The organism is Nocardia sp. NBC_00403, assembly GCF_036046055.1.
Taxonomy (GTDB): Bacteria; Actinomycetota; Actinomycetes; order Mycobacteriales; family Mycobacteriaceae; genus Nocardia.
This window is the reverse complement of sequence record NZ_CP107939.1, coordinates 7,230,236-7,253,965: the sequence shown is the minus strand read 5'-3', so window position 1 is coordinate 7,253,965 and position 23,730 is coordinate 7,230,236. Positions and strand designations below refer to the sequence as shown.

General features: G+C 66.9%; 19 protein-coding genes. 16 read left to right on the top strand and 3 right to left on the bottom strand.

Translation table 11 applies throughout. The features are described from left to right. Positions 1–33 precede the first annotated feature (33 nt). The 12 genes from OHQ90_RS32585 (at position 34) to OHQ90_RS32530 (ending at position 13,746) form a co-directional block, all read left to right on the top strand. A complete protein-coding gene (locus OHQ90_RS32585; protein WP_328404067.1) occupies positions 34–1,710 on the top strand; it encodes a hypothetical protein in 1,677 nt (558 codons plus the stop codon). Positions 1,711–1,740: 30 nt separating this feature from the next. Beyond that, positions 1,741–4,938: an FHA domain-containing protein gene (locus OHQ90_RS32580; protein ID WP_328404065.1), complete on the top strand. Its 3,198-nt coding sequence runs from the start codon at positions 1,741–1,743 to the stop codon at positions 4,936–4,938. 16 nt (positions 4,939–4,954) lie between these two features. Next, on the top strand, positions 4,955–5,176 hold the full coding sequence (locus OHQ90_RS32575) for a hypothetical protein (protein ID WP_328404063.1): 222 nt from the start codon (positions 4,955–4,957) through the stop codon (positions 5,174–5,176). 210 nt (positions 5,177–5,386) lie between these two features. Then, on the top strand, positions 5,387–5,824 hold the full coding sequence (locus OHQ90_RS32570; RefSeq protein ID WP_328404061.1) for a YbaB/EbfC family nucleoid-associated protein: 438 nt from the start codon (positions 5,387–5,389) through the stop codon (positions 5,822–5,824). 314 nt (positions 5,825–6,138) lie between these two features. After that, the gene (locus OHQ90_RS32565; RefSeq protein WP_328404059.1) at positions 6,139–6,309 is read left to right on the top strand and encodes a hypothetical protein; all 171 of its coding nucleotides are present in this window, start codon (positions 6,139–6,141) and stop codon (positions 6,307–6,309) included. Beyond that, the gene (locus OHQ90_RS32560; RefSeq protein ID WP_328404058.1) at positions 6,306–9,134 is read left to right on the top strand and encodes a sensor histidine kinase; all 2,829 of its coding nucleotides are present in this window, start codon (positions 6,306–6,308) and stop codon (positions 9,132–9,134) included. Before OHQ90_RS32565 ends, OHQ90_RS32560 begins: the two co-directional genes overlap by 4 nt. 74 nt (positions 9,135–9,208) lie before the next feature. Continuing rightward, positions 9,209–9,916 (top strand): response regulator, encoded by a 708-nt coding sequence (locus OHQ90_RS32555; protein ID WP_328404056.1) that lies wholly within the window; start codon positions 9,209–9,211, stop codon positions 9,914–9,916. Between the two features lie 263 nt (positions 9,917–10,179). After that, entirely contained in the window at positions 10,180–10,647 is a 468-nt protein-coding gene (locus tag OHQ90_RS32550; RefSeq protein ID WP_328404054.1) for an OsmC family protein, read from the top strand. 178 nt (positions 10,648–10,825) lie between these two features. Beyond that, entirely contained in the window at positions 10,826–11,131 is a 306-nt protein-coding gene (locus OHQ90_RS32545) for an acylphosphatase (protein WP_328404052.1), read from the top strand. 32 nt (positions 11,132–11,163) lie between these two features. After that, complete coding sequence (locus tag OHQ90_RS32540; protein ID WP_328404050.1) at positions 11,164–12,105, top strand: hypothetical protein; 942 nt, start codon at positions 11,164–11,166, stop codon at positions 12,103–12,105. After that, positions 12,105–13,268 (top strand): glutathionylspermidine synthase family protein, encoded by a 1,164-nt coding sequence (locus OHQ90_RS32535; protein ID WP_328404048.1) that lies wholly within the window; start codon positions 12,105–12,107, stop codon positions 13,266–13,268. Before OHQ90_RS32540 ends, OHQ90_RS32535 begins: the two co-directional genes overlap by 1 nt. Positions 13,269–13,296: 28 nt before the next feature. Further along, complete coding sequence (locus tag OHQ90_RS32530) at positions 13,297–13,746, top strand: DUF350 domain-containing protein (protein WP_328413264.1); 450 nt, start codon at positions 13,297–13,299, stop codon at positions 13,744–13,746. A 73-nt stretch (positions 13,747–13,819) separates the two neighbouring features. Here the strand turns inward: OHQ90_RS32530 and OHQ90_RS32525 are convergent, their stop codons facing one another. Beyond that, positions 13,820–15,367 (bottom strand): long-chain-fatty-acid--CoA ligase, encoded by a 1,548-nt coding sequence (locus OHQ90_RS32525; RefSeq protein WP_328413262.1) that lies wholly within the window; start codon positions 15,365–15,367, stop codon positions 13,820–13,822. A 332-nt stretch (positions 15,368–15,699) separates the two neighbouring features. Here OHQ90_RS32525 and OHQ90_RS32520 point away from each other — a divergent pair, with 332 nt between their 5' ends. Beyond that, positions 15,700–16,125 carry a DUF1707 SHOCT-like domain-containing protein gene (locus OHQ90_RS32520; RefSeq protein WP_328404046.1) on the top strand — a complete coding sequence of 142 codons (426 nt, stop codon included), beginning with the start codon at positions 15,700–15,702 and terminating at the stop codon, positions 16,123–16,125. Between the two features lie 9 nt (positions 16,126–16,134). Next, positions 16,135–16,281 (top strand): hypothetical protein, encoded by a 147-nt coding sequence (locus OHQ90_RS32515; protein ID WP_328404044.1) that lies wholly within the window; start codon positions 16,135–16,137, stop codon positions 16,279–16,281. A gap of 275 nt (positions 16,282–16,556) precedes the next feature. Here OHQ90_RS32515 and OHQ90_RS32510 read toward each other — a convergent pair whose 3' ends face one another. Next, positions 16,557–16,679, bottom strand: a complete 123-nt coding sequence (locus OHQ90_RS32510) for a hypothetical protein (protein WP_328404042.1) — start codon at positions 16,677–16,679, stop codon at positions 16,557–16,559. Positions 16,680–16,951: 272 nt separating this feature from the next. After that, positions 16,952–18,346 carry a hypothetical protein gene (locus OHQ90_RS32505; RefSeq protein WP_328404040.1) on the bottom strand — a complete coding sequence of 465 codons (1,395 nt, stop codon included), beginning with the start codon at positions 18,344–18,346 and terminating at the stop codon, positions 16,952–16,954. Positions 18,347–19,169: 823 nt separating this feature from the next. Here OHQ90_RS32505 and smc point away from each other — a divergent pair. After that, complete coding sequence (gene smc / locus OHQ90_RS32500; protein ID WP_328404038.1) at positions 19,170–22,781, top strand: chromosome segregation protein SMC; 3,612 nt, start codon at positions 19,170–19,172, stop codon at positions 22,779–22,781. 88 nt (positions 22,782–22,869) lie between these two features. Then, positions 22,870–23,676 carry a hypothetical protein gene (locus OHQ90_RS32495; RefSeq protein ID WP_328404036.1) on the top strand — a complete coding sequence of 269 codons (807 nt, stop codon included), beginning with the start codon at positions 22,870–22,872 and terminating at the stop codon, positions 23,674–23,676. Positions 23,677–23,730: the final 54 nt, after the last annotated feature.

Below are 23,730 nucleotides of genomic sequence, written 5' to 3'. Positions count from 1 at the left end.
GAAGCCACGACGACGATGATGAGGGAGGTCGGTGTGGCTCAGTCACTGAACGTCGATCTCGGGGCACTGCGTGCGTCGGCATCGGACCTGGACCAACTCGCCGACGAGGCATCTCGCTTCGTCACGGAGTTGAAGACGACGATCGCGCACGAGGGTGCGCCCTGGGGCCAGGACAGTGTCGGGAAGAGTTTCGAGGAGACCTATCTTCCCGACTCCGAGCGCGCGGTACGCAGCCTGGAGCTACTGGTCGCGAACCTCCGTGCCGTGGGCGTCGGTGTCGCTGAGGCGGCCGCCGCATTCGAAGGCGCAGATCTGGACGGCGCCGCACGAATCCGGCGTTCGGGCTCGATCAGCGGCGATGGATCGAACCTCGATGTACCCACACCGACCATCGATGGCCCCGCATCAGCTGTCGACGAACCCGCGGTAGCCGAACCGGCGGAGCCCTTCCCCGGGAACGCCCTGGGAGGCCGGCCCGCAGCATCCGTCCAGCACCATGACGACGCGGCCCGAGCAGCCGATCCGGCCGTCGGCCGATACGTCGACACGGCGCAGGCCGCGAGCCTTCCGGAAACGGGGTCCGAACAGTCTGCGGCCCGACAGCCGGGCCCCCAGAGCGACTCCGTGGGCCGATCGCAAGATGTCGACCCCGCCCTGGGACGCCCGCCAGACCCGATCCGGACATCGGGCACCCCGGTGGCGCCGCCGATCTCTGGTGCGACACCGGTCGGATCGAACCCCGCAAGCCTTCCTGCGGGGCAGGGGCCGACGTCGACTGATCGCGCCGAGAACAGCCGGGTGGGCTCCCCCTGGTCGCGAGGTAGATCGAGAGCACCGGTGCCGAGGCCGACAGACACGCCGCCCGCACCGGTGAGCAGCGTGCGTCCCAGAGTCTCCGCACCCCAGGCGCCAGGTCCCCAACCAGGTGCCGCACGGCCGGCATCGTCGCCGCGCCCGAAGACTCCCCAACGGCGTACGGCATCCGCGGAGCTTCGGATGCCGAGCGATACCTTGACCGATGCCGAAACCATGCGTATCGCCCGGGAGATGGCCGACCGGCACAGCCTGCAGCTGGCCGGTTTCGAAACTGCGGGTATCGGTGAACACGCGGTAAGGGAGATCGCCGCCGCGCTCGACGACATGCTGGCGACGTACCCGGTTCCCTTCGCCGGTATCGAGCTGGCGGATCGTCACGACGGCACGCTGTCCGGTGTCGTGTCGCGCGATCGAGGCTCGGACGAGGTGAGGTGGCCGTCATCGTCTGTGTGGATCGTTATCGAACGCGCCGCTGCCGCGAATCCTGCACTGCTTGCTACGGCTGTCCGTGCCGAGACCAGGTCGGGAAACCGCAGCCCCGGTTCGGAGGATCGTCCGATGTACTCGACCGTGGTTCACGAATTCGGTCGAGTGCTCGTTATCGCGGCAGGTCTTCGCACTCTCCAGGCCGCGCAGCGCGTGTTGATCGCCGAGTACCTGACAGTGAGCGGGACGCGGCGAGGTGACCACCTGGGGCGCGTGGTTGCCGACTACAAGCAATGGCGTCGGCAGCTGAGCGGACGAAGGCTTTCCCAAGGCAGCTTCGACCCTGCTGTGGCGCTGGCGGACGCTTTCGCCACGGTCGAGCTGGGTGCAGAGAAGGCGCAGGGGCCTGCGCAGGTGCTGCATCGGTTGCTTGCGGAGGTGGCACAAGGATCGGCCGGTGCTCGATGAGTCGGACCCCGGTGAACGGTTGGAATCGCTGTGCTGCCGTCCGGATTCCCTGAACCGCTGGTCGAGGCCGTCCTCGGCCCGTGCCCGGACGGCGACCCGCCGGCGATTCGACGCGTCGGTGACAGCTGGTCCGCCACCTCCGAACAATGCCGGACTTTGGCCGAGACCTACGCGGCGAAAGCTGATTCGACGCCGTCCACGATCAGCGGAGAAGCCGGCGACGGCCTCGCCGAGCGCTACCGGCAGTGCGCGGCCACCCTGCGAGAACACGGCGACTACTGCGACAGCCTGGCCCGGCAGTCCTACGAGGGCGCCAACTCCATCGAGTTGGGGCAGCTGACGTGGGTGGGCATGGGTGTGGTTCTGGTCGCGCAGTTGGCCGTCGACGCCATGCTGCTGCATGTCGGCGCGGCCAAAGCTGTCGCGGACCGGGCCGCCGCAAGTGCCGGATGGCGAGCCTTCCTTGTCAAACTCCTCGACAAGCTCACCGCGACCGGACTGACCTTCACTGTCACCCGTTCCCGCATGCTGATCACCGCCACAGTCATCAGCGGTGTCTTAGGTGCCGCAGCCCCGCTGGTGGCGGAACTGAAACAGATACACGACGGGAACCGCAAGGACCTCGATGTGCAGCCGATCGTCACCTACGGCGTCGCCGGTGCCGCAGGAGGCGCCGGGGGCGCGGGTTTGGCCATCGCCGTCGGACCGGCTGTCTCCCGCTTCGTCGCCAATCGCATCCACGCAGCGATCCCGGGCACCATCGTGACCACATTCCTGCTCGGTGGAGCAGGCGGCATCGGTGGCGCCGTCGCAGGAACAATGGCCGCCGCGGGTGTCGAGGCCGCATACACCGGCCACTTCGCCCTCCCGACACGTGACGAATTCCTCGCCGGGTTGGTCACCGGGTTCGTCGGTGGCGTCGTCGGTGGTAGCGCGTATGCGCTGCACGCCGGGAACCCGCACACACCGCCGCCGCCTCCCCTTGCCGCCCCGCGGCAGGGGGGCGGCCCGCCACCCGACCCGCACGGGCCTGCTCGAATCACCGCCGACCCGGAAAATCCCTCGCCGCCGCACCCTCCGCCGCCTCGGATCGACAGCCGCGAAGCTGACGGAGCTGGTGCACGGAACCACGGATCCGACCTCCGTACCTCGACGCCGGACGAACCACACCCGCCTGGCGCCCGCCGACCCGACACCACGACACCCGAACCCGCCCCGCGTGTGTCCCATCGCGACCCCAACGACGCCCATGTCCAACCCGGACTCAAAACTGTCGCCGACGACCCCACCGAACCACCCGCCTACAACGCCCCTCATCGCGCTCAACTGGCCGACTCCCCCTCAGGGGCGCCGCCCCAGCGCCCACTTGCGGCCGCTGACGTCACACCGCTCGGACCAGTCCGACCGGAATCACCGAGCCATTCGCGCGAACCTGCCGTCATACCCGGGGTGGTCGGACCAGCTGTGCACCCGCCACTGCCGACATCGATCCCCAGTCACACTCCGCCAGACGCACCAAAAGTGAACCACGACAGTGGCTCCCTCCCGCCCGCCTCCCGGCCAGATCGCATCAGCCATGTGGCATCGACTGACCAACGGCCACATGTGGGGCCGCCCGACCGCAGTCCAGCTGATCCGGGAGGAAATCACAGCAGCTCCGGCACAAGAGCGGAATCTGAACGGCCATCATTGCCTGGCCCGCGGCGCGATCACGGCGAGTTCGGCGATGATGCTGCCGGTGTTGCTCCGCATGAGCCCGTTGCCAATCCCGAGCAGCGTCAGGATGGGGTGCGCCTTCCCGATGCCAACGCAGACGCGGACGGCACGATTGTCCAGCCCGGTGACTCGGTCCTGCGGCCGCGGCCACGTGGCGACGAGTCGATCCCGCCACGCAAGCCCGCCGAGCGTGCCGAAGCCCCCATCCGAAAGGACCCATCCGACGCGTCTCCGCCAGTGCACTCACCCGACCAAGAGCCGAGCGGTAAGACCAAGACGCCGTGGACGAAGACCGAACCTGCCCCCAAGGAGTCGAGTGCTGCTTCGCGCACAGGTCCCAAGTCGCACGATGACCCATCCGACAGCCCGCCCGCCGCCGCGCGTGGCCGTGACACCGACCACACGCCACAGCGGGGAGATCCGAATCCACCTGCGCGCGATCCGGATACTGCGGGTTTGCGGCGTAGGTCGGGTTCGGAGGATCCGGACACTGCGGGTTTGCGGCGTAGGTCGGGTTCGGAGGATCCCGATACTGCGGGGTTGCGGCGTAAGCCGGGTCCGAGAGACGAGTCGGACGGCGAGGACGTCAGTGTCGGTGACCCGGAGCCCGATACCGTGCGCAAGCAGCGCAACGTGGGCGAGCCCGTCAAGATGTGGCTGGCGGGCGAGACATTGCTTACCGTGCCGCGCGGCACCGAAATACTGATCGGGGCCGCGGATCCGGCACTGGCGATCAAGCTCCGATCCCGAGGTGTCTCGGGTGGTCACGCCAGCATTGGGGTGGATCACGACGGGAGGACTTGGATTCGTGACAACGGCTTCGCGCAGGGAACCAGGGTCAACGGCCGTCCGATCGATCCTTATCAGAAAGTGACGGTGCGCCACCGCGACACGATAGAGCTTGGTTCCAATTTCGGGACTGTCGCACATTTCGAAATGCGACCGGTTGTCGACGGGATTGCGGCGTACGACAACACTCCTGCGGTGCAGGCGGCGCTCCACGACTTGGGGTTCGTGCCTCAGCGTATATACGACAAGGTCATGGCCCATCTGACGGAAGTGACCGGTGGTGGCATCATCATCGGTGACAGACTGATGACGCAGCTTCCTGGCATCGAGTTCACGAGGACAATGGGCACCTTCAAAGATGGCCGAAGTTGGGATGAGATGCTCGGTGTGCACTTTCCCGGATTGCGGAAGATCTTCGTGAACGCTGGTCCCCATACGTCGAGCAGTGTGATTCTCCACGAGTTCGGCCACGCTGTTGACGCCGCGTACGCTGGGGAAGGCCCTCCACTCAGTCATCGTGAGGAGTGGAAAGCCGTGCACGATGCTTTGCTGGCCGCCCTCCGCGGAAAGGATGGTTGGAACTCGTATTTCGACGCTCCAGAAGAAGCGTTCGCCGAGGCATTTCAGGCATGGCGCTACGGCGAGGAGGCGTTGCGGACATTTACAGTGAACCGCCCAGATCTGGCCGTACAAGTGAGAATTTACTTTGACAGCGCACTATGACAAGACCGGTACACCTATGCTTTCCGAGGATGGCGTAACGATTCGTTTGCCGTTCAGCGGACGGACCGAAGAGGGCGTCTACTACGACGGTGTGTCGCAAATCGGGCCCGACGACCCGCGCTACGCAGAGCTTCTTCCGCTCGCCGAGCAGAACCCACAGCCGCGCCGCAAACGGCCGAGCGGTCCTGTCGATCCGGACACGGCCGCCCGGATACAGCGTGCCCTCGGGCTCGAATAGGTAGCTGCCACGATCGGCTGAGGCACCTATTCGGCCGCGCGGACTCGACCCCGTCCCGCACCGGCAACGGCGCGGACCGGATGTGCTTCAGCGAACTCGGTGGTCGAAGGGGTTCGGTCGACCGCGCCAGGGGTGCAGGATCGTGAGAGGATCGTCGTCACCAACCCCATCGGGGCCGGGTAAGCCACCGAGGTCGAGGGAAGACGCCCCATGGATGAGTGGACGCATGATGGCCTGCGCTCGGTCAACAATGGATTGCGCAACCAGGTCAACGACATCCTCGATGCCTACGAACAGCACCAGGCTCGGGTAGTCGAAGCGTATCGTCAGCTGGAAACCATACGCGTGCAAGCGACTTCACCCGACCAGCTGGTGGTGGTGACAGTGGATGCACAGGGCGTTCTCAGCGACGTAGCGCTGACGATGGCGGCGATGCGCACCACGCCCGAGCAGCTCGGCCGGTCCATCACCGAAGCGACACAGGCGGCGGCGCGTGCGGCGCAACAGCGGGCCGAGGCGCTGATCGCCGAGACCTCCGCCGCAGCCGACGACATGCCGGACCTCCCCGATATCGTCCCGGACGCACCGAGCCTGCGCGACATCCGTGCGGCCTTCCGCGAAGCCGGCGAGACCCGAGCGGGCGACTGACGAACCTGGGAATACCCGGCAATCAATGCAGACCACGCACAACGACATCGGCGCGGCTATGCGCTGGAAGCGCAGCTACCACAGGTGGTCGCGACCACGTTCCACTCCTTGGGCAGCCGACGCCCGCTTTCGCCATTCATTCACGCCCCGGCCCGGGATAGCTGAAGAAATGCCGTCAAGGTGCGCCGCAATACCGTCAACACACCGTAAAGATCCAGTTCATCGCGCGATCGCGAGGTAGAAACGACAACACCGGCCAGGCGGACCAATCCAGCGCAACCGGTCTTTGTTCGGGTTGTGGAGAGGATTTACTCATGTCGGCTGTCACGGTTGCGGTGATCGTCGGATTCGTGTGTTGCGCGTTGGTCATCCGCGCGCTGGGGACGGCGAACGGGCGCGAAGCCCGCTCGTGGGAAACCGACCTGGCGACGGGCCGAATACGGGTTACCGGTGGTATGCCGTCGCGCGCGATGATGGACGAGTGAAACGCGGGCAACTTCGCATCTACCTCGGTGCGGCACCAGGAGTCGGCAAAACCTTCGCCATGCTCGGCGAGGCTCACCGGCGGCTCGAACGCGGTCGCGACGTGGTAGCTGCGGTAGTCGAGACCCATGGTCGGGCCAAGACCGCGGAGTTGCTGGCGGGCATCGAGCGGATACCGCCCTTGATGATCGAATATCGCGGGTCGAGCTTCCCCGAACTCGATGTGGCGGCGGTGCTGCGCAGGCATCCCGCGGTGGTGCTGGTCGACGAGTTGGCGCACACCAATGCACCGGGCAGCAAGCACGAAAAGCGCTGGCAGGACATCGAGGAGTTGCTCGATGCCGGCATGGACGTCATCTCGACGGTCAATGTTCAGCACTTGGAGAGCCTCAACGATGTCGTCGAACAGATCACCGGCATCCAGCAGCGCGAAACGGTGCCCGATGCGGTGGTGCGGAGCGCAGACCAGGTCGAACTTGTGGATATTACGCCAGAGGCACTGCGGCGCAGGCTGTCTCACGGCAACGTCTATGCCGCGGAGAAGGTGGACGCGGCGTTGCGCAATTACTTCCGTCCCGGCAACCTCACCGCACTGCGCGAACTCGCGCTGCTGTGGCTCGCCGACCAGGTCGACTCGGCGCTCGCGAAGTACCGCGCCGATCACAAGATCACCGAGTTGTGGGAGGCCCGCGAACGCGTCGTCGTCGCGGTGACCGGTGGTCCGGAGTCGGAGACCGTGGTGCGCCGGGCAAGTCGCATTGCCACCAAGTCGAGCGCCGAACTCGTGCTAGTGCACGTCGTGCGCGGCGATGGGTTGGTGGGGGTTTCGACCGAGCGGATGGCACGGTTACGCGAGCTTGCCGCCAGTCTCGACGCCAGTCTGCACACCGTGACCGGTGACAACGTGCCGACGGCACTGCTGGAATTCGCGCGCGAGGTGAACGCAACCCAGTTGGTGCTCGGCACCTCCCGGCGTTCGCGGTGGGCGCGCATCTTCGACGAAGGCATCGGGTCGTCGGTAGTGCAGCAGTCGGGCCGGATCGACGTGCACATGGTGACGCACGAGGAGGCCAATCGTGGCCTGCGCTGGCGCTCGTTCTGGCCGCGTCAACCGGTCCTCGCCTGGCTCGCCGCGGTGCTGGTGCCCGCCATCGTGTGTGGGGTCAGCGCCGCGTTCCTCGACGGCATGCTCGAGCTCGGTGGTCTGAGCGCGATGTTCTTCATCGGCGTCGTCGCCGTTGCGCTGTTGGGAGGCGTTGTCCCAGCGGCATTTTCGGCGCTGTTCTCCGGTTTGCTGTTGAACTGGTTCTTCGCCGATCCCCGCTACAGCCTCACCATCGCCGAACCCGACAGTTTCGTCACCGTGGTGGTACTGCTCATCGTCGCGGTCGCGGTGGCGGCACTCGTCGATGTGGCGGCGAAGCGAACCCGGCAGGCGCGTAAGGCTTCCCGGCAGGCCCAGCTGCTGACGATGTTTGCGGGCGCTGTCCTGCACGGCGCGGATCTGCCCAACCTGCTCGAGCAGGTCCGGGAGACCTTCGGCCTGCGCGCGGTCAGCATGGTCTCCGGCAGCCAGGTGGTCGCCGAGGTCGGCGTCGAGCCGCCGCAGCGGGTTGCCGATGCCGAGACCGCGATCGAGGCGGGCGACACCACCAGTTGGTTGCTGCTCGCAGGCAGAACGCTCGACGCGGGCGACCGGCCGGTGCTGCACGCGGTCGCCAACCAGGCCGCGGGATTGGTCCGCCAGTCCCGGCTCGCCGAGGAGGCGAGTGCGTCGGCTGCGCTGCTGGAGGCCGATCGATTGCGGCGAGCGCTACTGTCCGCGGTCAGTCACGACCTGCGTACGCCGCTGGCCGGGGCCAAAGCCGCCGTCTCCAGCCTGCGTAGTGACGACATCGAGTTCTCTCCGGAGGACACCACCGAATTGCTGGAAACCATCGAGGAATCGGTAGACCAGCTGACCGCGCTGGTCGGCAATCTGCTCGACTCGTCGCGACTGGCGGTCGGTGTGATCACCCCGCAAATGCGGCGGGTGTATATGGACGAGGTGGCGCACCGGGCACTGGTGAGCGTCGGGATGGGGACGCGCGGGCTGCGGCGCGCGGCGATGGATCGGGTGAAGGTGGAGGTCGGCGAGGTCTCGGTGCTGGCGGACAGCGGTCTGCTGGAACGGGTCCTTGCCAATCTGATCGACAACGCGCTGCGCCATTCGCCGCGCGACACCCCCGTGCGAGTGACCGCCGAAAGCACCGGTGACGGTGTCTCGATCGCGGTGATCGACGCCGGTCCCGGTGTGCCGGCCGGCACCGAGGAGCAGCTGTTCGAACCGTTCCAACGCCTCGGCGATCGGGACAACACCACCGGTGTCGGCCTCGGCCTTTCGGTGGTACGCGGATTCGTCGAGGCCATGGGCGGCACAGTGCACGCCGAACCGACTCCGGGCGGCGGATTGACGATGGTCGTCGACCTATCTTCCGACGCCGACACCACTGGGCCGCCGCAGCACGCCGCGTTTGCTGGGCGCACCGCGGTCGAGCACTCGGATTCCCGACCCGCCCAACCGACCTCGACGCCCGGGCCGGGTGCGTCCGCCGATCGAGCAGTGGCCGGGCGATCTGCGGATGCCGATTCGACATCCGAGGTCGGCGTGCCCAGACGCGATCCCTTGCATGCCGAGCCGACGATGAATGTCGGCTCGGGCGTGCGTGTCGATCCGGTGACCGACGATCGCGGGCCGGGTGATCCGCCCGCCGACCGGACTACGGATCACCGACTTGCGACACGTATTGATGCGCCTGCCGACGATCATGAGGCCGGGGGCCGATGATGACAGCGAACGTAATCGACGGTGGCACTGTGGTCGACGCCGGCGCCGCAGCCCACACGACACAGGAAGCCGCAATGACCGACAAGAAGCAGGAAGCGCCTGCGACCAGGGTGCTGGTGGTCGACGACGAACCGCAGATCGTGCGCGCGCTGCGGATCAACCTGTCGGTGCGCGGATATGAAGTGATCACCGCGCCGACGGGTGCTGCGGCCTTGCGCGCGGCGGCCGACAAACATCCCGATGTGGTGATCCTGGATCTCGGGCTGCCGGATATGGACGGCATCGAGGTGCTGGCGGGTCTGCGTGGCTGGACCCAGACGCCGGTGATCGTGCTGTCCGCGCGCACCGATTCGGCGGACAAAGTGGAGGCGCTGGACGCGGGCGCTGACGATTACGTCACCAAGCCGTTCGGGATGGATGAACTGCTGGCCAGGCTGCGCGCCGCCGTCCGCCGCGGCGCCACCGACGGCGAAACGGGCGACCCGGTGGTGGTGACGTCATCGTTCACCGTCGACCTCGCCGCCAAAAAGGTCACCAAGAACGGCGAGACCGTGCACCTCACGCCCACCGAATGGGGCATGCTCGAAATGCTCGTCCGCAATCGCGGCAAACTCGTCGGCCGCAAGGAACTGCTGCGTGAGGTCTGGGGTCCGTCCTATGCCACCGAAACCCATTACCTCCGTGTCTATTTGGCGCAGCTGCGCCGCAAACTGGAAGTAGACCCCTCGCACCCCAAACATCTGCTGACCGAAGCGGGTATGGGCTACCGTTTCCAGGAGTAGCCACCGCGTCCAGGGACCGCGGCACCCAGCTCGGGGGCCCGCACCCGACGCCCTGGGAAGGATGCGCGTCCTGGGCGCGGGCTGTGTCCCGCGTCGCACACCCCGGACACGGATGCGCATATTTCCGGGCGGCCGCGGCGGGGCGCAACCCGACCACAAGACGCCGCAGCGTGGTGTGACGGGCACGCGGTATGGAATGCGGGCGGGCGTCGGGGCGTTGCCAGGCATGCTCCGTTTCCGACGAGGATGGCAGGATCGAAACCATGTCTGAGCAGACCGTTGCACCCGCGCCCCAGATCACCGCACCGACCGCGCCAGGGGAGACCGCCCTGTGGGTCGAGCGCACCGGGACCCGGGCCTACACCGGCCGTAGCTCGCGCGGCGCCGAGGTGTTGATCGCCTCACAGGGTGTGCCCGGCGCCTTCACTCCTGGCGAGCTGCTGAAGATCGCCTTGGCCGCGTGCTCGGGTCTGAGCGCGGACTTCCCGCTCTCGCGCAAGCTCGGTGACAACTTCGACGCGACCATTCGGGTCTCCGGCGACGCCGATCGCGAAAACGAGGTGTACCCGCAACTGGACGAGATCTTCGAACTCGACCTCAGCGAGCTCGACGAGCAGGCCCGCGAGCGGCTGCTGGTGACCGTGCAGCGCGCCATCGACAAGGTGTGCACCGTCGGCCGGACCTTGAAGGCAGGCACCAAGGTGACGTTGTCCTTCGACGTCGAGGGGTGAGCCGCGTCGGGCCCCTCGATGTCCGGTCAGGCGATTGCGCGACGACTATCGGTATCGTCCGGTGCGGGTATCGGCGAGGAGATGCTGGAGGCTGAATGAGATTCGATCGGGCAATGCGGATCCGCGCCCGCCGGGTTCGGGTGTCTGTCCTGGCTGTTGCACCGACACCTGAGGCCCGATGAGCGAAACATCGCATGTCGACGCAGCGTCCGAGGTCGCTCGACTCAGCGCCTGGGTGCACGGCTGGGTGCAGGGTGTCGGATTCCGCTGGTGGACCCGGGCACGCGCGCTGGAACTCGGCCTGGTCGGGCATGCGACCAACGCCCGCGACGGCCGCGTGCACGTGGTGGCCGAGGGGCCACGGCGCGACTGTGTGCGACTGCTCGATTTGCTGTGTTCCGGGGATACGCCTGGCCGGGTGGACCTCGTTGTGGAAAGCTGGGACGCCCCGCGGGGCGATTTGACCGGATTCGAGGAGCGTTGAGTGGTGCTAGCGGCGACCAAGGGGAGTGATCGTTGAGTACGCAGGATCCGGGCGGCGGTCACCGCCGCGACCGGCCTGCTTCCGGCGACCCCGATCCGACCTCTGGTACGCCCGCGCCCACCCCACCCGCGACACCGGATCCCACTCGCCCACCCGCCGATTCCGAATCTGTGGATACCTCTGAGTCGCAACCGGACGTGCCGACGCTCGCAGAGCACACCGAGCCCGAGCCGCAGCCTCCGACGCTAGCCGAGTATTCGCCGGAAACGGCTGTGCCGCAAGGGGATACACCGGCAATCGCGGAATATTCAGGACCCGATCCTGCTGCCGCGACGCCGACGGGATCGGATTCCGGAGCCCAGGAAGCGGGTTCGCCCTCGCCGGGCTACCCGCCGGCCGACCAGGGGCAGCGTCGTTTCTCGACACCGCCGCGGCCCGGCAGCATTCAGCGGCAGGAGCCGGGTGTCACCCAGCCCCGTCCGCCGACGGTGGCCGAGGCGCGAGCGCGGGACAAAGCGCGCAAGCGGGCCGAGGAAGAGCAGCGTGCTGCCGCGGCCGCCGAGGATGCCAAGAAGCGCACACGTAAGCGGATGCTGATCGGCGGTGTCGCGATTGTCGGTGTCGCAGGACTGGTCGGCGGTGGTTATCTCGCCTATCATGCGCTCACCAAGCCCGATCAGGTGACCGCGTACTGCACCCAGATCGATCAGAACGGCAAAGAGGTCATCGTCGACGATGATCTCTGCGACAGAGCGTCGGCCAGTTCCAGCGTCGGCCACAGTGGTCTCAACGGCATCTTCATCTACAACGGCAGCCAGTACCGGTATTACTACGGTGGCAACAACTCGGTCGGCAAGCCGCCGACGGGCGGCACCACCATTCAGCCCAAGGGCGCCGACATCCAGACCAAGAGCGGCACCAGCATTCAGCGCGGCGGCCTCGGCAGCAGCAGCAAGAGCGGGAGCGGATCGTAATGCGGCGCGTGCGCAGTACGCCACGGCAGGGCTGGCAGCAGATCACCGAGGAGCAGGGGCTGGTCTACGGCTCGCCGGGGCGCGATGCCAGCGGCCAGCCTCGGCCCTACTGGGACGAATCGGTGCACTACGAGTTCGAGATGTCGGAGATCCTCGCGCTGGAGGCCGATGTCGAGCTGCTGCATTCGATGTGTCTGAACGCGGTCGAGCACATTGTGCTCACCGAGCGGTTCAAGGATTTCGGTCTGCCCGAATGGAGTTGGGGTCCGATCGCCGAATCCTGGCGGCGCAGCGACCCGCACGTCTACGGCCGCTTCGACCTGCGCTATGACGCACGACGTCCGGCAAAACTGTTGGAGTACAACGCCGATACGCCGACCTCGCTGCTGGAGGCGGCAATTGTGCAGTGGCACTGGCTGACCGCGCTGTACCCGGGTGGCGATCAGTGGAACTCTTTGCACGAGAAACTCGTCGAGCGCTGGACCGAGTTGCGTGACACCCTGCCATCACCGCAACTGCATTTCACCTGGTCCTCCGCGGACGCCACCGGTGAGGACAATGTCACCACGGCCTACATGCAGGAGACTGCCGCGGAGGCCGGATTCGACACCATCGCGCTGCCGATCGAAGAGGTCGGTGTCGACACCGACCTCGACCGCTTCGTGGATCTGGCCGAGTCCCCCATCGATGCGATCTTCAAGCTCTACCCGTGGGAGTGGGTGCTCGACGACGATTTCGGCAAGCGGGTCATCGAGAGCCTGCCGCAGACCATGTGGATCGAACCGCTGTGGAAGACGCTGCTCAGCAATAAAGCGATCCTCGCTGTGCTGTGGGAGATGTACCCCGGTCACCCGAACCTGTTGCCCGCCTACCTCGATCAACCCAACGAGCTCACCGAATACATCCGCAAACCGAAGCTCGGCCGCGAAGGCGCGAATATGACGATCGTCGGCGCCGGCCTGGAGACGGCCACCGGTGGTGTTTACGGCGAAGAAGGCTTCGTCTACCAATTGCTCGACCCGCTCCCGGAATTCGACGATATGCGTCCGGTGCTCGGCGCGTGGATCGTCGGTGACACCGCCGCGGGGCTCGGCATCCGTGAAACCGCCGGTCTTATCACCGACGACGGCTCGGCGTTCGTCCCGCACCGCATCATCAGCTGACCATTCACTTCACCTCGGAAGGACCATGATGACCGCAGTTGCCCTCGAATCGGGGTACTGGAACTCGCTCGGCGAGGGCGTAGGGGCGATCATCCTCTATGCCATTGTCGGGCTGGCCCTCATGCTCGTCGGCTTCTACGCCATCGACCTGACCACCCCTGGCAAACTGCGCACGCTGGTGGCCGAGGGCAAGCCCAACGCCATCATCGTCACCGCCGCCGGCATGGTCAGCATGGCCCTCATCGTGGTTCTGGCGACCTACGCCTCGGCGGGCAAACTGTCCGAGGGCCTGATCGCCGCCCTCGTCTACGGGCTTGTCGGCATCATCGCGCAGGTCATCTCGGTCCGCGTCATCGAACGCGCCCTCGGCATCGACATCGGCGCCGCCCTGCACGCCGACACCTACACCACCGAAGTGCTCGTCGTAGCCGCCGCCCACTTGGCCCTCGGCCTGGTCGTCGCGTTCGCCATCCTCTAGCCGTGACGAGTGGCACACCGAGGATCGGCCTTCTCGGCCCTTCGCGCCGCCATGTGCCACTCGTCGGAAGTCTTTACGAGACTTGGCTGCCGCCGGCGTCCCAGTAGCGCTGGCGGAGGTCGCGTTTGAGGATTTTGCCGGCGCCGGACATGGGGAGGGCGCCGGCGAATTCGATGCTGCGGGGGATTTTGTAGTTGGCGATCAATTGCTTGCAGTGGATGGTGAGTTCGTCGGGGGTTGTTTGCCGGTCGGGTAGGAGGACGACGACCGCGTGGACGCGTTCGCCCCACTGGTCGTCGGGGATGCCGATGACCGCGCACGTCGCGACGGCGGGGTGCTTGGCCAGTGCGTTCTCGACCTCGATGCTGTAGACGTTCTCGCCGCCGGTGATGATCATGTCCTTGAGTCGGTCGACGACGGAGATGTAGCCGTTGTCGTCCATCCGGCCGCCGTCGCCGGTGTGCATCCAGCCATCGCGGATCGCCTCGGCGGTGTCCTCCGGCTTGTTCCAGTAGCCGAGCATCACGTTGGCGCCCTTGACGACAACCTCACCGACGGTGCCGCGCGGAACTTCGTTGTCGTCGGCGTCCACGATCCGGATCTCCACGTGCGGCGCGGCGCGGCCCGTTGTTTTGGCCAGCACCGGATCGTCGTGGTCGGCGGGGGAGAGCAGGGTCGCGATCGGCGACAACTCGGTCATGCCGTATGCCTGGGTGAACCCGGCGGCCGGGAAGGTCTTGCGCGCTTTGGCGAGGACCGATTCGGAGATCGGGGACGCACCGTAGACGAGGTGCTCGACGCTGCTGAGATCGACATCCGCCGCCGCGGGGTCGTCGACAAGCATCTGGATCATCGTCGGCACCAGCAGTCCGTCGGTGACCTGGTGCTCCGAGATGGCCTGCAGCACACCGGCGGGCGTGAACATCGGGACGATGACGTGCGTCGAGCCCGCCAGGTTGCCGCACCCCCAGACCGCGAAGTCGGCGAGGTGGAACATAGGGGCGGCGTGCAGCAATCGGCCGCCGATGGAGATGACATGGTTGGTAGCGAGCGAGCCGAGCGCCGAGGTGACGACGTTGGTATGACTCAACATGACGCCCTTGGGAAAGCCGGTCGTCCCACCGGTGTAGAAGACACCGAGCAGTTCGTCACCGCCGACCCGAACGTCTTCGACCGGCTCGCTTTCCGCGATCAGCGTTTCGTAATCGAGGGTTCCCGCCGGTTGCACGCCGTCGCCGATAAAGATCACCGTGCGCAACTCCGGGAACTCCGCCAGGATCGGCCCGATCGCCTGCGCGAACGCGTCGTCGACAAGCAGCACCCTGGTGTCCGAATCCCGTAGGGAGTACACGATTTCCGCGGGACTCCAGCGAATATTGACCGGGTTGACCACCGCGCCGAGCCACGGCACCGCGAAGAAGTATTCGTGATAGCGGTCGGAGTTCAACGCCAGGATGGCGACCCGATCGCCCTGCCGCACACCGAGATTGCGGAGCGCGCCGGCAAACCGGGCAATACGGTTGTGGGATTCGGCCACCGTGCGAACCCGATCACCGAAGATGGTGGCGATCGAATCCGGGCGCTGCTGCATCGCGCGATGCAGCGACTGGGTGAGATACATCGTTTCCTTACTTGCCGATTGCGCGGCCTTGTGGCGTGGCCGCATCCCGGAGATGGTTAATCGATATTCACTTAGGTGGCGGGAGCCTAACGTGACCCAGGCCACTGGCGCAATAGTCGACTCGGCTGTCGCGGCGGCGGCCGTCTGCCCTGGTGGGCGGTGCTGTGCACGCCGAAACGGGCCGAACTTCCGCAATTCGCGCGGTCGGGCCACTTCGGTGTGAGCTTGTTGTCGCTCTCGCGCCTTCGACGCCCTTGACATTCCACATTGGAGTGTGCATTCTTATATCACCTTCCACTGTGGAGCGTGGAACTCGTCGTTAGGACCTGGAAATGGAAATCTCACCTGGAACTCGGGCTTCCGACGCGGAGCGTGACAAGGTCGTGAAGCTGCTCAGCAGGCATCTGGCGGACGGCCGCATCGACCTGGTCGAGTACGACCAGCGAGTCGCGCGCGTCTACGCCACCGCCACCCGTGACGACCTGCAGTTGGTGCTGTCGGACCTGCCCAAGCTCTCGAAGGAGTCATCGGCTCGGGCCCAGGCGCCGGCCAGGTTCCCGATCTGGCAGCAGATCGAAGGCACCTCCTGGCTCGGGGTCAGCGTGCTCGTCCTGGCCATTTGGGGTGCTATCTCGCTCAGCGTTGGCGAGTTCACCTACCCCTGGCCCATATGGGTGATCGGCCCGTGGGGCGCGGTCCTCGCCTTTCGCGTGTTGGCCGGTTTCGAGTCCGGCCGCTTCGGTCGCCGAACGAGCTGAGACGCCGCCATGCCCGGCGATCCGACAGCGCCGTGCCATCCGGCGCTGCTGACCGTGCACATCGTGTTCGGCGTCCTCGGTCTGCTGCTCGGGCCCATCGGCGTGCGGCTCGCGACTCGCGCGGTCACCGTCGGAACAACGCACGCGCACGCCTGAACGGTCGCGGCTCCGGCTGATTCGCCACGTGTCGGTCGCGAGCCGAACTCACAGCACTTGCCCACCTGATCCCCAGGGCTGTCCCACCGTTCGCTCGTAGCGTCGAGTGCCAGGTCGGGAAGCTTCACACTGAGGGCGCAGTCATGACACAAGATGAGAGTGCCGAGCACAGCAGCTCGGAGCGGCAGACGAATCCAGCAGTCGCAGCGGCGGCTCCGGCAGCGAATCGCAAGTGGCCGATACGGCTCGCGGCAGGCCGGCGGGCAGCACGGCCGCTACCGGCTGCGCCCGCCGTGGTAGCGGCCGTCCTGATCGGGGGTGTCGGATTCGGTGCGGGGCTGGCTGTCGGCGGCCACCGGGATCATTACCACGGCGGACACCACATGGCTGCCGGTCATCGTTCCGAGCGAGGTGACCAACCGGGCAGGCATAGGTTCGAGCGCGGCAACCCGTCGCCCGACCGCCCCGGCCCGCCCGGTCGCAACGTTCCCGCTCCCGGGACACCGACATCGCCGTCCGCCACACCGATACCGGGTCCGGCACCGACATCCAGTCCGGCACCGGCACCCTGATTGCGGGCGGCGTTGCCGCGGCCGCAGACCACGCGAGCACACCGACGGTCATGCGTGGCGATCCGGTCACGGTGGGCAGGATGTCAAGTAGCAGCGGGCTACCGGGCTGGACGGTCAGGTGCTCGGGGCTGGTTCGGGGGCGGTTCGGTCCATTGTGCGTCAGAGGGTGGGTGTCGGTATGTGTCGGATGGTTCGTCCCACTGTCGGCTCGGCGACTCGCTCCAGCCTGCGGCCTGCGGTTCGTTCCAGTGCCGGTCAAATGCTCGGGGCTGGTTCGGCGGTGGCGATTCGGTCCACTGTGCGTCGGAAGGTGCGCGTCCGTACGTGTCGGAAGGCTCGTCCCACTGTTGGTTCGATGGCTCGCCACGGCGTCGGGCCTGCGATTCGTTCCAGCGTCTGTCCGGCGGTTCGTGCGGGAATACGTGCGGTACGTCGATGTCGTGCGCGCCCGACGGCTCGTCGTCCCATGACGGCCGTGGTACGTCGCGGTGTGATCGAGATGCTCGACTGTGCGGGGGCGGCGGAGGTAAGTCGCGGTGCGGCGATGACCGCCGATCGCGATGCGATCGCGGGGGCGGCTCGTACAACGATGATGCCTGCTCGCGAATAGCGGGCGATGGCAGGCTGCGGCGAGTCGGCGGTCGGTCGGGGTGTACCGGTGCGGGTTGGTCGTCGTCCGACGGCGCATGTTGATTGTGGTGCGACGGAGATGCTTGGGCGCGGTGCGAAGTCGGCGACTGGTCCTGACGTGCCGGTGCTGTCTTGCTGCGGCGGGACATCGATGAACGATCGCGGTGCGATGTCGACCCTTTGTCGCGGTGTGCGGCGGCGGCGTTGTCGCGGTGGGATGCTACCGAGCTGGGGCGGTGCGCGGTTGCCGAATTATCGCGTCGTGCTGCCGACGACCGATCGTGACTGGACGAAATAGGCTGGGGCAGCACGGGTTTGATAACCGGCAGTTTACGAGTGGCATGCGCGGGGTCGACGCCCTTCTCGCGGTAGCGGGCCGGGATGCCGTGGTGGCGTAACCAGGCTCCTGGATCCTGGCGGCAGTGGTGGTCGAGTTCGGGGATGGTGTCCTCGAGGAGGGCGAGCAAGTCGCCGTTGCCGCCGCCGAGTGCCGCCCGAATGGCGGGGAAGGAGGTGGGGCGGAAGGTCCAGGTCCATTCGTATTCCGGATCCGGGCCACCGAGGTCGTGTCCGTGGAAGACCAGATTTCCCGAGGTGACGATACTGGCGCGCACGGACCGTCCCCCGGAGGTGATCAAGAACTCGTGCTCCCCGACCCGCTGCGCCACCGTGATCTGGAAATATCCTGCGACAAGGCCCGTGATCCCCAACCCGGTCGCAATGCCGATTTGCACCCACCAGCTCGTCGATTCCGAGCTGTCGCCGAACTCGCATGCATAGAGGAACAGCAGGCTGCCGAGCACCAGCGCGGTGATCCGGGCGAGCCGCAGCACCACGATGGTTGCGGCCGAGGGGGCTGGCATCCTCTGTGCTCCCAAATAGATTCCGGCGGGCGATCAGAGTGGATCGTATGCGCCGCCCGGGCATCGCGACAGGACAAGCCGGAACTGCGGACGTCCGATCACGCGCCCGGTGTAAGAGTGGCGTCGAGGTCGAGGAACGCGCCGTCGAGAGTGGCGCTCGACGGATCTTCTCCCGAACTGTCGCGCCGTCGCCGACAACGGCGGTGTCGACGGACTGTTCGGAGCGGACGATGAACCCGTCGCGGACGGTGAAATGGTGTGTGACAAGGACATTCAACGGCGCACCGGTCGCCTTGTTGCGCGCGCCCTCAGGTGTTCGACCAGGGGGGCGCTAGTGGATCACGATGGACCCGGCTGAATGTTGCGCTGAACCTGTCGTCGAACAGCTGATCGATGAACCCGTCGTACTCGAAGCCAGACGCTTGCTGACCCGTGCGTCGGATTCGGGCGCGCAGATCGCCGACCGGCTCGGTTTCGACGGTGCCTCGAACTTCTCGAAGTATTCCAGCAGCGTGCGGGCCGGACCCGGCCGCATTCAGAACTACCGTGACCGCTCGTGCCTGACGAGCGTCACCGGTCGGCGCGCCTGCGTGGCAAACCAAGAGCACACCCAAATGCTGGAAATCCCGGGACGACTCGATAACCTACCTGTGTCTGTGGTTGCAGCATCGGGGAGAACTCGTGCACCGGAGTGTGCCGCCGTCCGCGTGGTACCCGCCCGCTGACGGGGTAACCGGCCGGCGACGGATACCATGACTGGTCGCTCCGCAGGGCTGGGCGACCAGTCCGAATCTCCGGCCACCGCACGGAAGGGTCGTCGAACTTGCACCTGAAGAGCCTGACGTTGAAGGGCTTCAAGTCCTTCGCGTCCGCGACGACGCTGCGCTTCGAGCCGGGCATCACCTGTGTGGTCGGCCCGAACGGCTCGGGCAAGTCCAATGTCGTCGACGCGCTCACCTGGGTGATGGGGGAGCAGGGCGCGAAGGCGCTGCGCGGCGGCAAAATGCAGGATGTCATCTTCGCGGGCACCTCCGGCCGCGCGCCGCTCGGCCGCGCCGAGGTCACACTGACCATCGACAACTCCGACGGTGCGCTGCCGATCGACTATGCCGAGGTGTCCATCACTCGGCGCATGTTCCGCGACGGTGCGGGCGAATACGAGATCAACGGCAGCTCCTGCCGCTTGATGGACGTGCAGGAACTGCTCAGCGACTCCGGTATCGGCCGGGAAATGCACGTGATCGTCGGGCAGGGCCAGCTTTCGGCCATCTTGGAATCGCGCCCCGAGGACCGTCGTGCCTTCATCGAAGAGGCCGCAGGCGTGCTCAAGCATCGCAAGCGCAAGGAGAAGGCGGTCCGCAAGCTGGAGGCGATGCAGGCCAACCTCGCCAGGCTCACCGACCTCACCACCGAACTGCGCCGCCAGCTCAAGCCGCTCGGCAGACAGGCCGAGGTGGCGCGGCGCGCGCAGACCGTGCAGGCAGATCTGCGCGACGCACGACTGCGCCTTGCCGCCGACGACCTGGTCACCAGGCGCGGTGAGCTGGAAAGTCAGCAGAGCAAAGAGGCTTACGCGCGCGAGCAGCACATCACTGTGCAAACCGAACTCGATGCCGCGAACGCCGCACTGGCGCAGCAGGAATTCCAGCTCTCCCGGCTGACGCCGAGCGCCGAGGCCGCAGGTCAGATCTGGTTCCAGCTTTCCGCGCTGGCCGAGCGGGTGAACGCCACCATCCGCATCGCAGGCGACCGGGCCCGTCACCTGGACACCGAAACCCCGGTCGGTACCGGTCGCGACCCCGATCAGCTCGAAGCCGAGGCGCAGCGGGTGGAGGCCGAGGAGGCCGAGCTGCGTGAGGCGGTGGAGATCGCGGTCGAGACATTGGAGGCCGCACGTGACCAGCTCGGCGAACGCGAGCAGGCTGCCAAGGCCGCTGAGCAGGCGCACTTGGCTGCGGTACGGGCCATCGCTGATCGGCGCGAAGGTCTGGCCAGGCTGTCCGGACAGGTCGACACCCTGCGGACCAGGGCGCAATCGGTGGACGCGGAGATCGCCAGGCTCTCGGTAGCGATCACCGAAGCCAGGTTTCGCGGGGATGCCGCGCAGGCCGAATACGACACGGTGCAGGGTGAACTCAGTGAACTCGACGCGGGTGAGGCGGGCCTGGACGCGCAGCATGAGCATGCGGTGCAGGCGCTGACGCTGGCCGATCAGCGCGTCGCCGAACTGCGCGAACAGGACCGCGACGCAACCAAACGGGTCGCCTCCCTCAGTGCCCGCATCGAAGCGCTCGGCATGGGTCTTGCCCGCCGTGACGGCGCGGCCTGGCTGGTCGAGCATCGCGCCGAAGGTCTGCTCGGTCCGTTGTCGGGCTTGATCCGGGTGCACGGCGGATTCGAGGCCGCAGTTGCGGCAACGCTCGGTCCGCTCGCCGATGCGGTGGCGGCCGATACCGGTGCCAGCGCGCATGCAGCGGTGCGGGCGTTGAAAGAAGCCGACGGCGGTCGCGCCGCGCTGGTATTCGGCGCGACCGATGTCTCGATCGCGCAGCGCGGCGCGCTGCCAGGCGGTGCCCGTTGGCTGTCGGATGTCGTGGACGGCCCGGACACCGTGCGTGGTGCCATCGTGGCGTTGACCGCCGGTGTCGCGGTAGTCGATGACCTGGCCGCCGCTGTCGAACTACTGGCGATCCGACCGGAGTTGCGGGTGGTCACCCGCGACGGCGACCTCACGGGAACGGGTTGGGTGCTCGGCGGATCCGACCGTGCGCCGAGCCAGCTGGAGATCCAGGCCGATATCGACGCAGCCAAGGCCGACCTCGTCACCGCCCAGCGCCGCGCGGAGGAATTGGAAGCCGCGCTGTCGGGCGCGCTCGCCGAACAAACCGATCGCAAGGACGCCGTCGACCACGCGCTGCTCGCGCTGCACGAATCCGATCAAGCCCTGGTGGCGATCTACGACCGGCTCGGCAGGCTCGGGCAGGTCGCGCGCATCGCACAGACCGACTTCGAAAAGCTGACCGGCCAGCGGGCCGATACCGAGGCCAGTCGCGAGGAATCGCTTGCCTCGCTCGCAGACCTCGAGACCAGGCTGCGCAACGCCGAACTCGAGCACGCGGACATCGACGCCGACGGCATCGGCGCGGCAGGCACCGAATCCGCGGGCCGGGACCGCGAGGAAGCCGCCGCCGCGCTGGCCGAGGCCCGCTCGATGGAGGTCGAGGCACGGCTCGCGGTGCGCACCGCGGAGGAACGCGCGGAATCGGTTCGCGGTAAAGCGGACTCGCTGCGTCGAGCCGCCCGTGCCGAGCGCGAGGCCCGCGAACGCGCCGAACGCGCCCACGCAGCACGGCGCAAGGCTGCCGAAGTGGCGGCCGCCGTCGCCGAATCCGGCGCCCGCATCGCCGCCGAACTGGAGATCGTGGTCGCCGAGGCCGCCACGCGCCGTGACGATCTGGTGCGACGTCGCACCGAATGCGCCGCGCAGGTCGATCAGGTGAAGGAGCGCTCCCGCGCCCTCACGACCCAGCTGGCTCAGCTCACCGACGCGGTGCACCGCGACGAGGTGGCAAAAGCGCAGGCGGCCTTGCGTATCGAACAGATCGAGGCGACCATCTCCGAACAGTTCGGCATCGCGCTGAACGACTTGGTCGCCGAGTACGGCCCCGACGTGCCGACGCCGCCGTCGGATCTGGAGTGGCTGGAATACGAGCAGGCCAAGGAACGCGGTGAGCAGGTCTCCGCGCCCGCGCCCATGCCATACGATCGGCAGACCCAGGAGCGCCGTGCCAAACGCGCCGAGAAGGACCTCACCACCCTCGGCAAGGTGAATCCCCTTGCGCTCGAGGAGTTCGCGGCGCTGGAGGAGCGCTACAACTTCCTGTCCACACAGCTCGAAGACGTCAAGAGCGCCCGCAAGGACCTGCTCGATGTGGTCGCCGAGGTGGACGCCCGCATCCTGCAGGTCTTCACCGAGGCGTGGGAGGACGTCGAACGGGAATTCGTCGGTGTGTTCGCCAAGCTGTTCCCGGGCGGCGAGGGCAGGCTGCTGCTCACGGATCCTTCGGACATGCTCACCACCGGCATCGAGGTGGAGGCCCGCCCGCCCGGCAAGAAGGTCAAGCGCCTCTCGCTGCTGTCCGGTGGCGAGAAGTCGCTGACCGCGGTTGCCCTGCTGGTGGCCATTTTCCGAGCCCGCCCCTCACCCTTCTACGTGATGGACGAGGTCGAGGCGGCGCTCGACGACACCAACTTGCGCCGGCTGATCGGTTTGTTCGAGCAGCTGCGCGAGAAGAGCCAGCTGATCGTCATCACCCACCAGAAGCCGACCATGGAAATCGCCGATGCCCTCTACGGCGTCAGCATGCGCGGCGACGGCATCACCCAGGTGATCAGCCAGCGATTGAGCCGGGAGAACCTGGCACCGGCGGGCTGAGCCCGAAGAATCGGACAATTGTGCCGCCGGTGGGACGTCCAGGTCGAAAGCTGGTGTCCTGGGATGTTTTATCGCTATCGTCGTGCTCATGATCAACAGCCGCGGGTGGGAAATGGGTGGTCTCGCGGCCATCGTCGGGTGCGTCTTGCTGACCGGCTGCAGCTCGGACGATCAGCATGCGGGCCACTCGGCGACGACGTCGCATGCGCCGGGGACGGCGACATCTGCACTGTCGCAATCGAGTTCGACAGCGGGCACTGCTCCGTCGGCCCCGACCTCGAATGTGCCGATCGGTGAGGTCCCCGGCAGCGCGAACGCCGCGACGGCACTGCAACCGTGGGCACGGGACCTGGTCGCCGGTGATGTCGGCCGGCTGGTCGGCAAATGCTGGACCATCGACCCGAAGAATGCCAGGGACATGTACGCCGACAAGGACGGGATCCTCGCCGCGATTGCGCAACCCGGCATCGACGGCCAGTTCGCGATCATCTGGAAGGGGCCGACCGAGACGGTCAGCGTGAAGCGCAGCGAGGTCGCCTCTGGGTACGCGTGCCCGAGAGTGGCTCCGACCGGGTCCGATACCAGCCTCAACGAAGGCGACGCCCGCTACGCCGTCCAGCGCTACCTGTCCCGATGGATCGGCAAGCCGGTGCATCCGGACGACACCGAGGGCAAGTACCCGCTGGTCTGCCCGGGGTCGGTGCAGGCCGCCAACCCGGGAAGGCTCACGGGCACCACCGCATTCGCCGACAACCAGCTGACCTCGAGGTCGACGGGCATCGCCGACGTCGAGGTATCGGTGCCGGTGACGAATTCGTCCGGCGTCACCCAGGCCACGGTCTTCACGCTGAACATCGGTCCGGAGGGTTTCTGCATCAACGACATCAGCGGCTGACCCCGGCGATGCCGCGCCCGGGCGCAACCCAGTGATGCAGGAGACCTGTTGTCA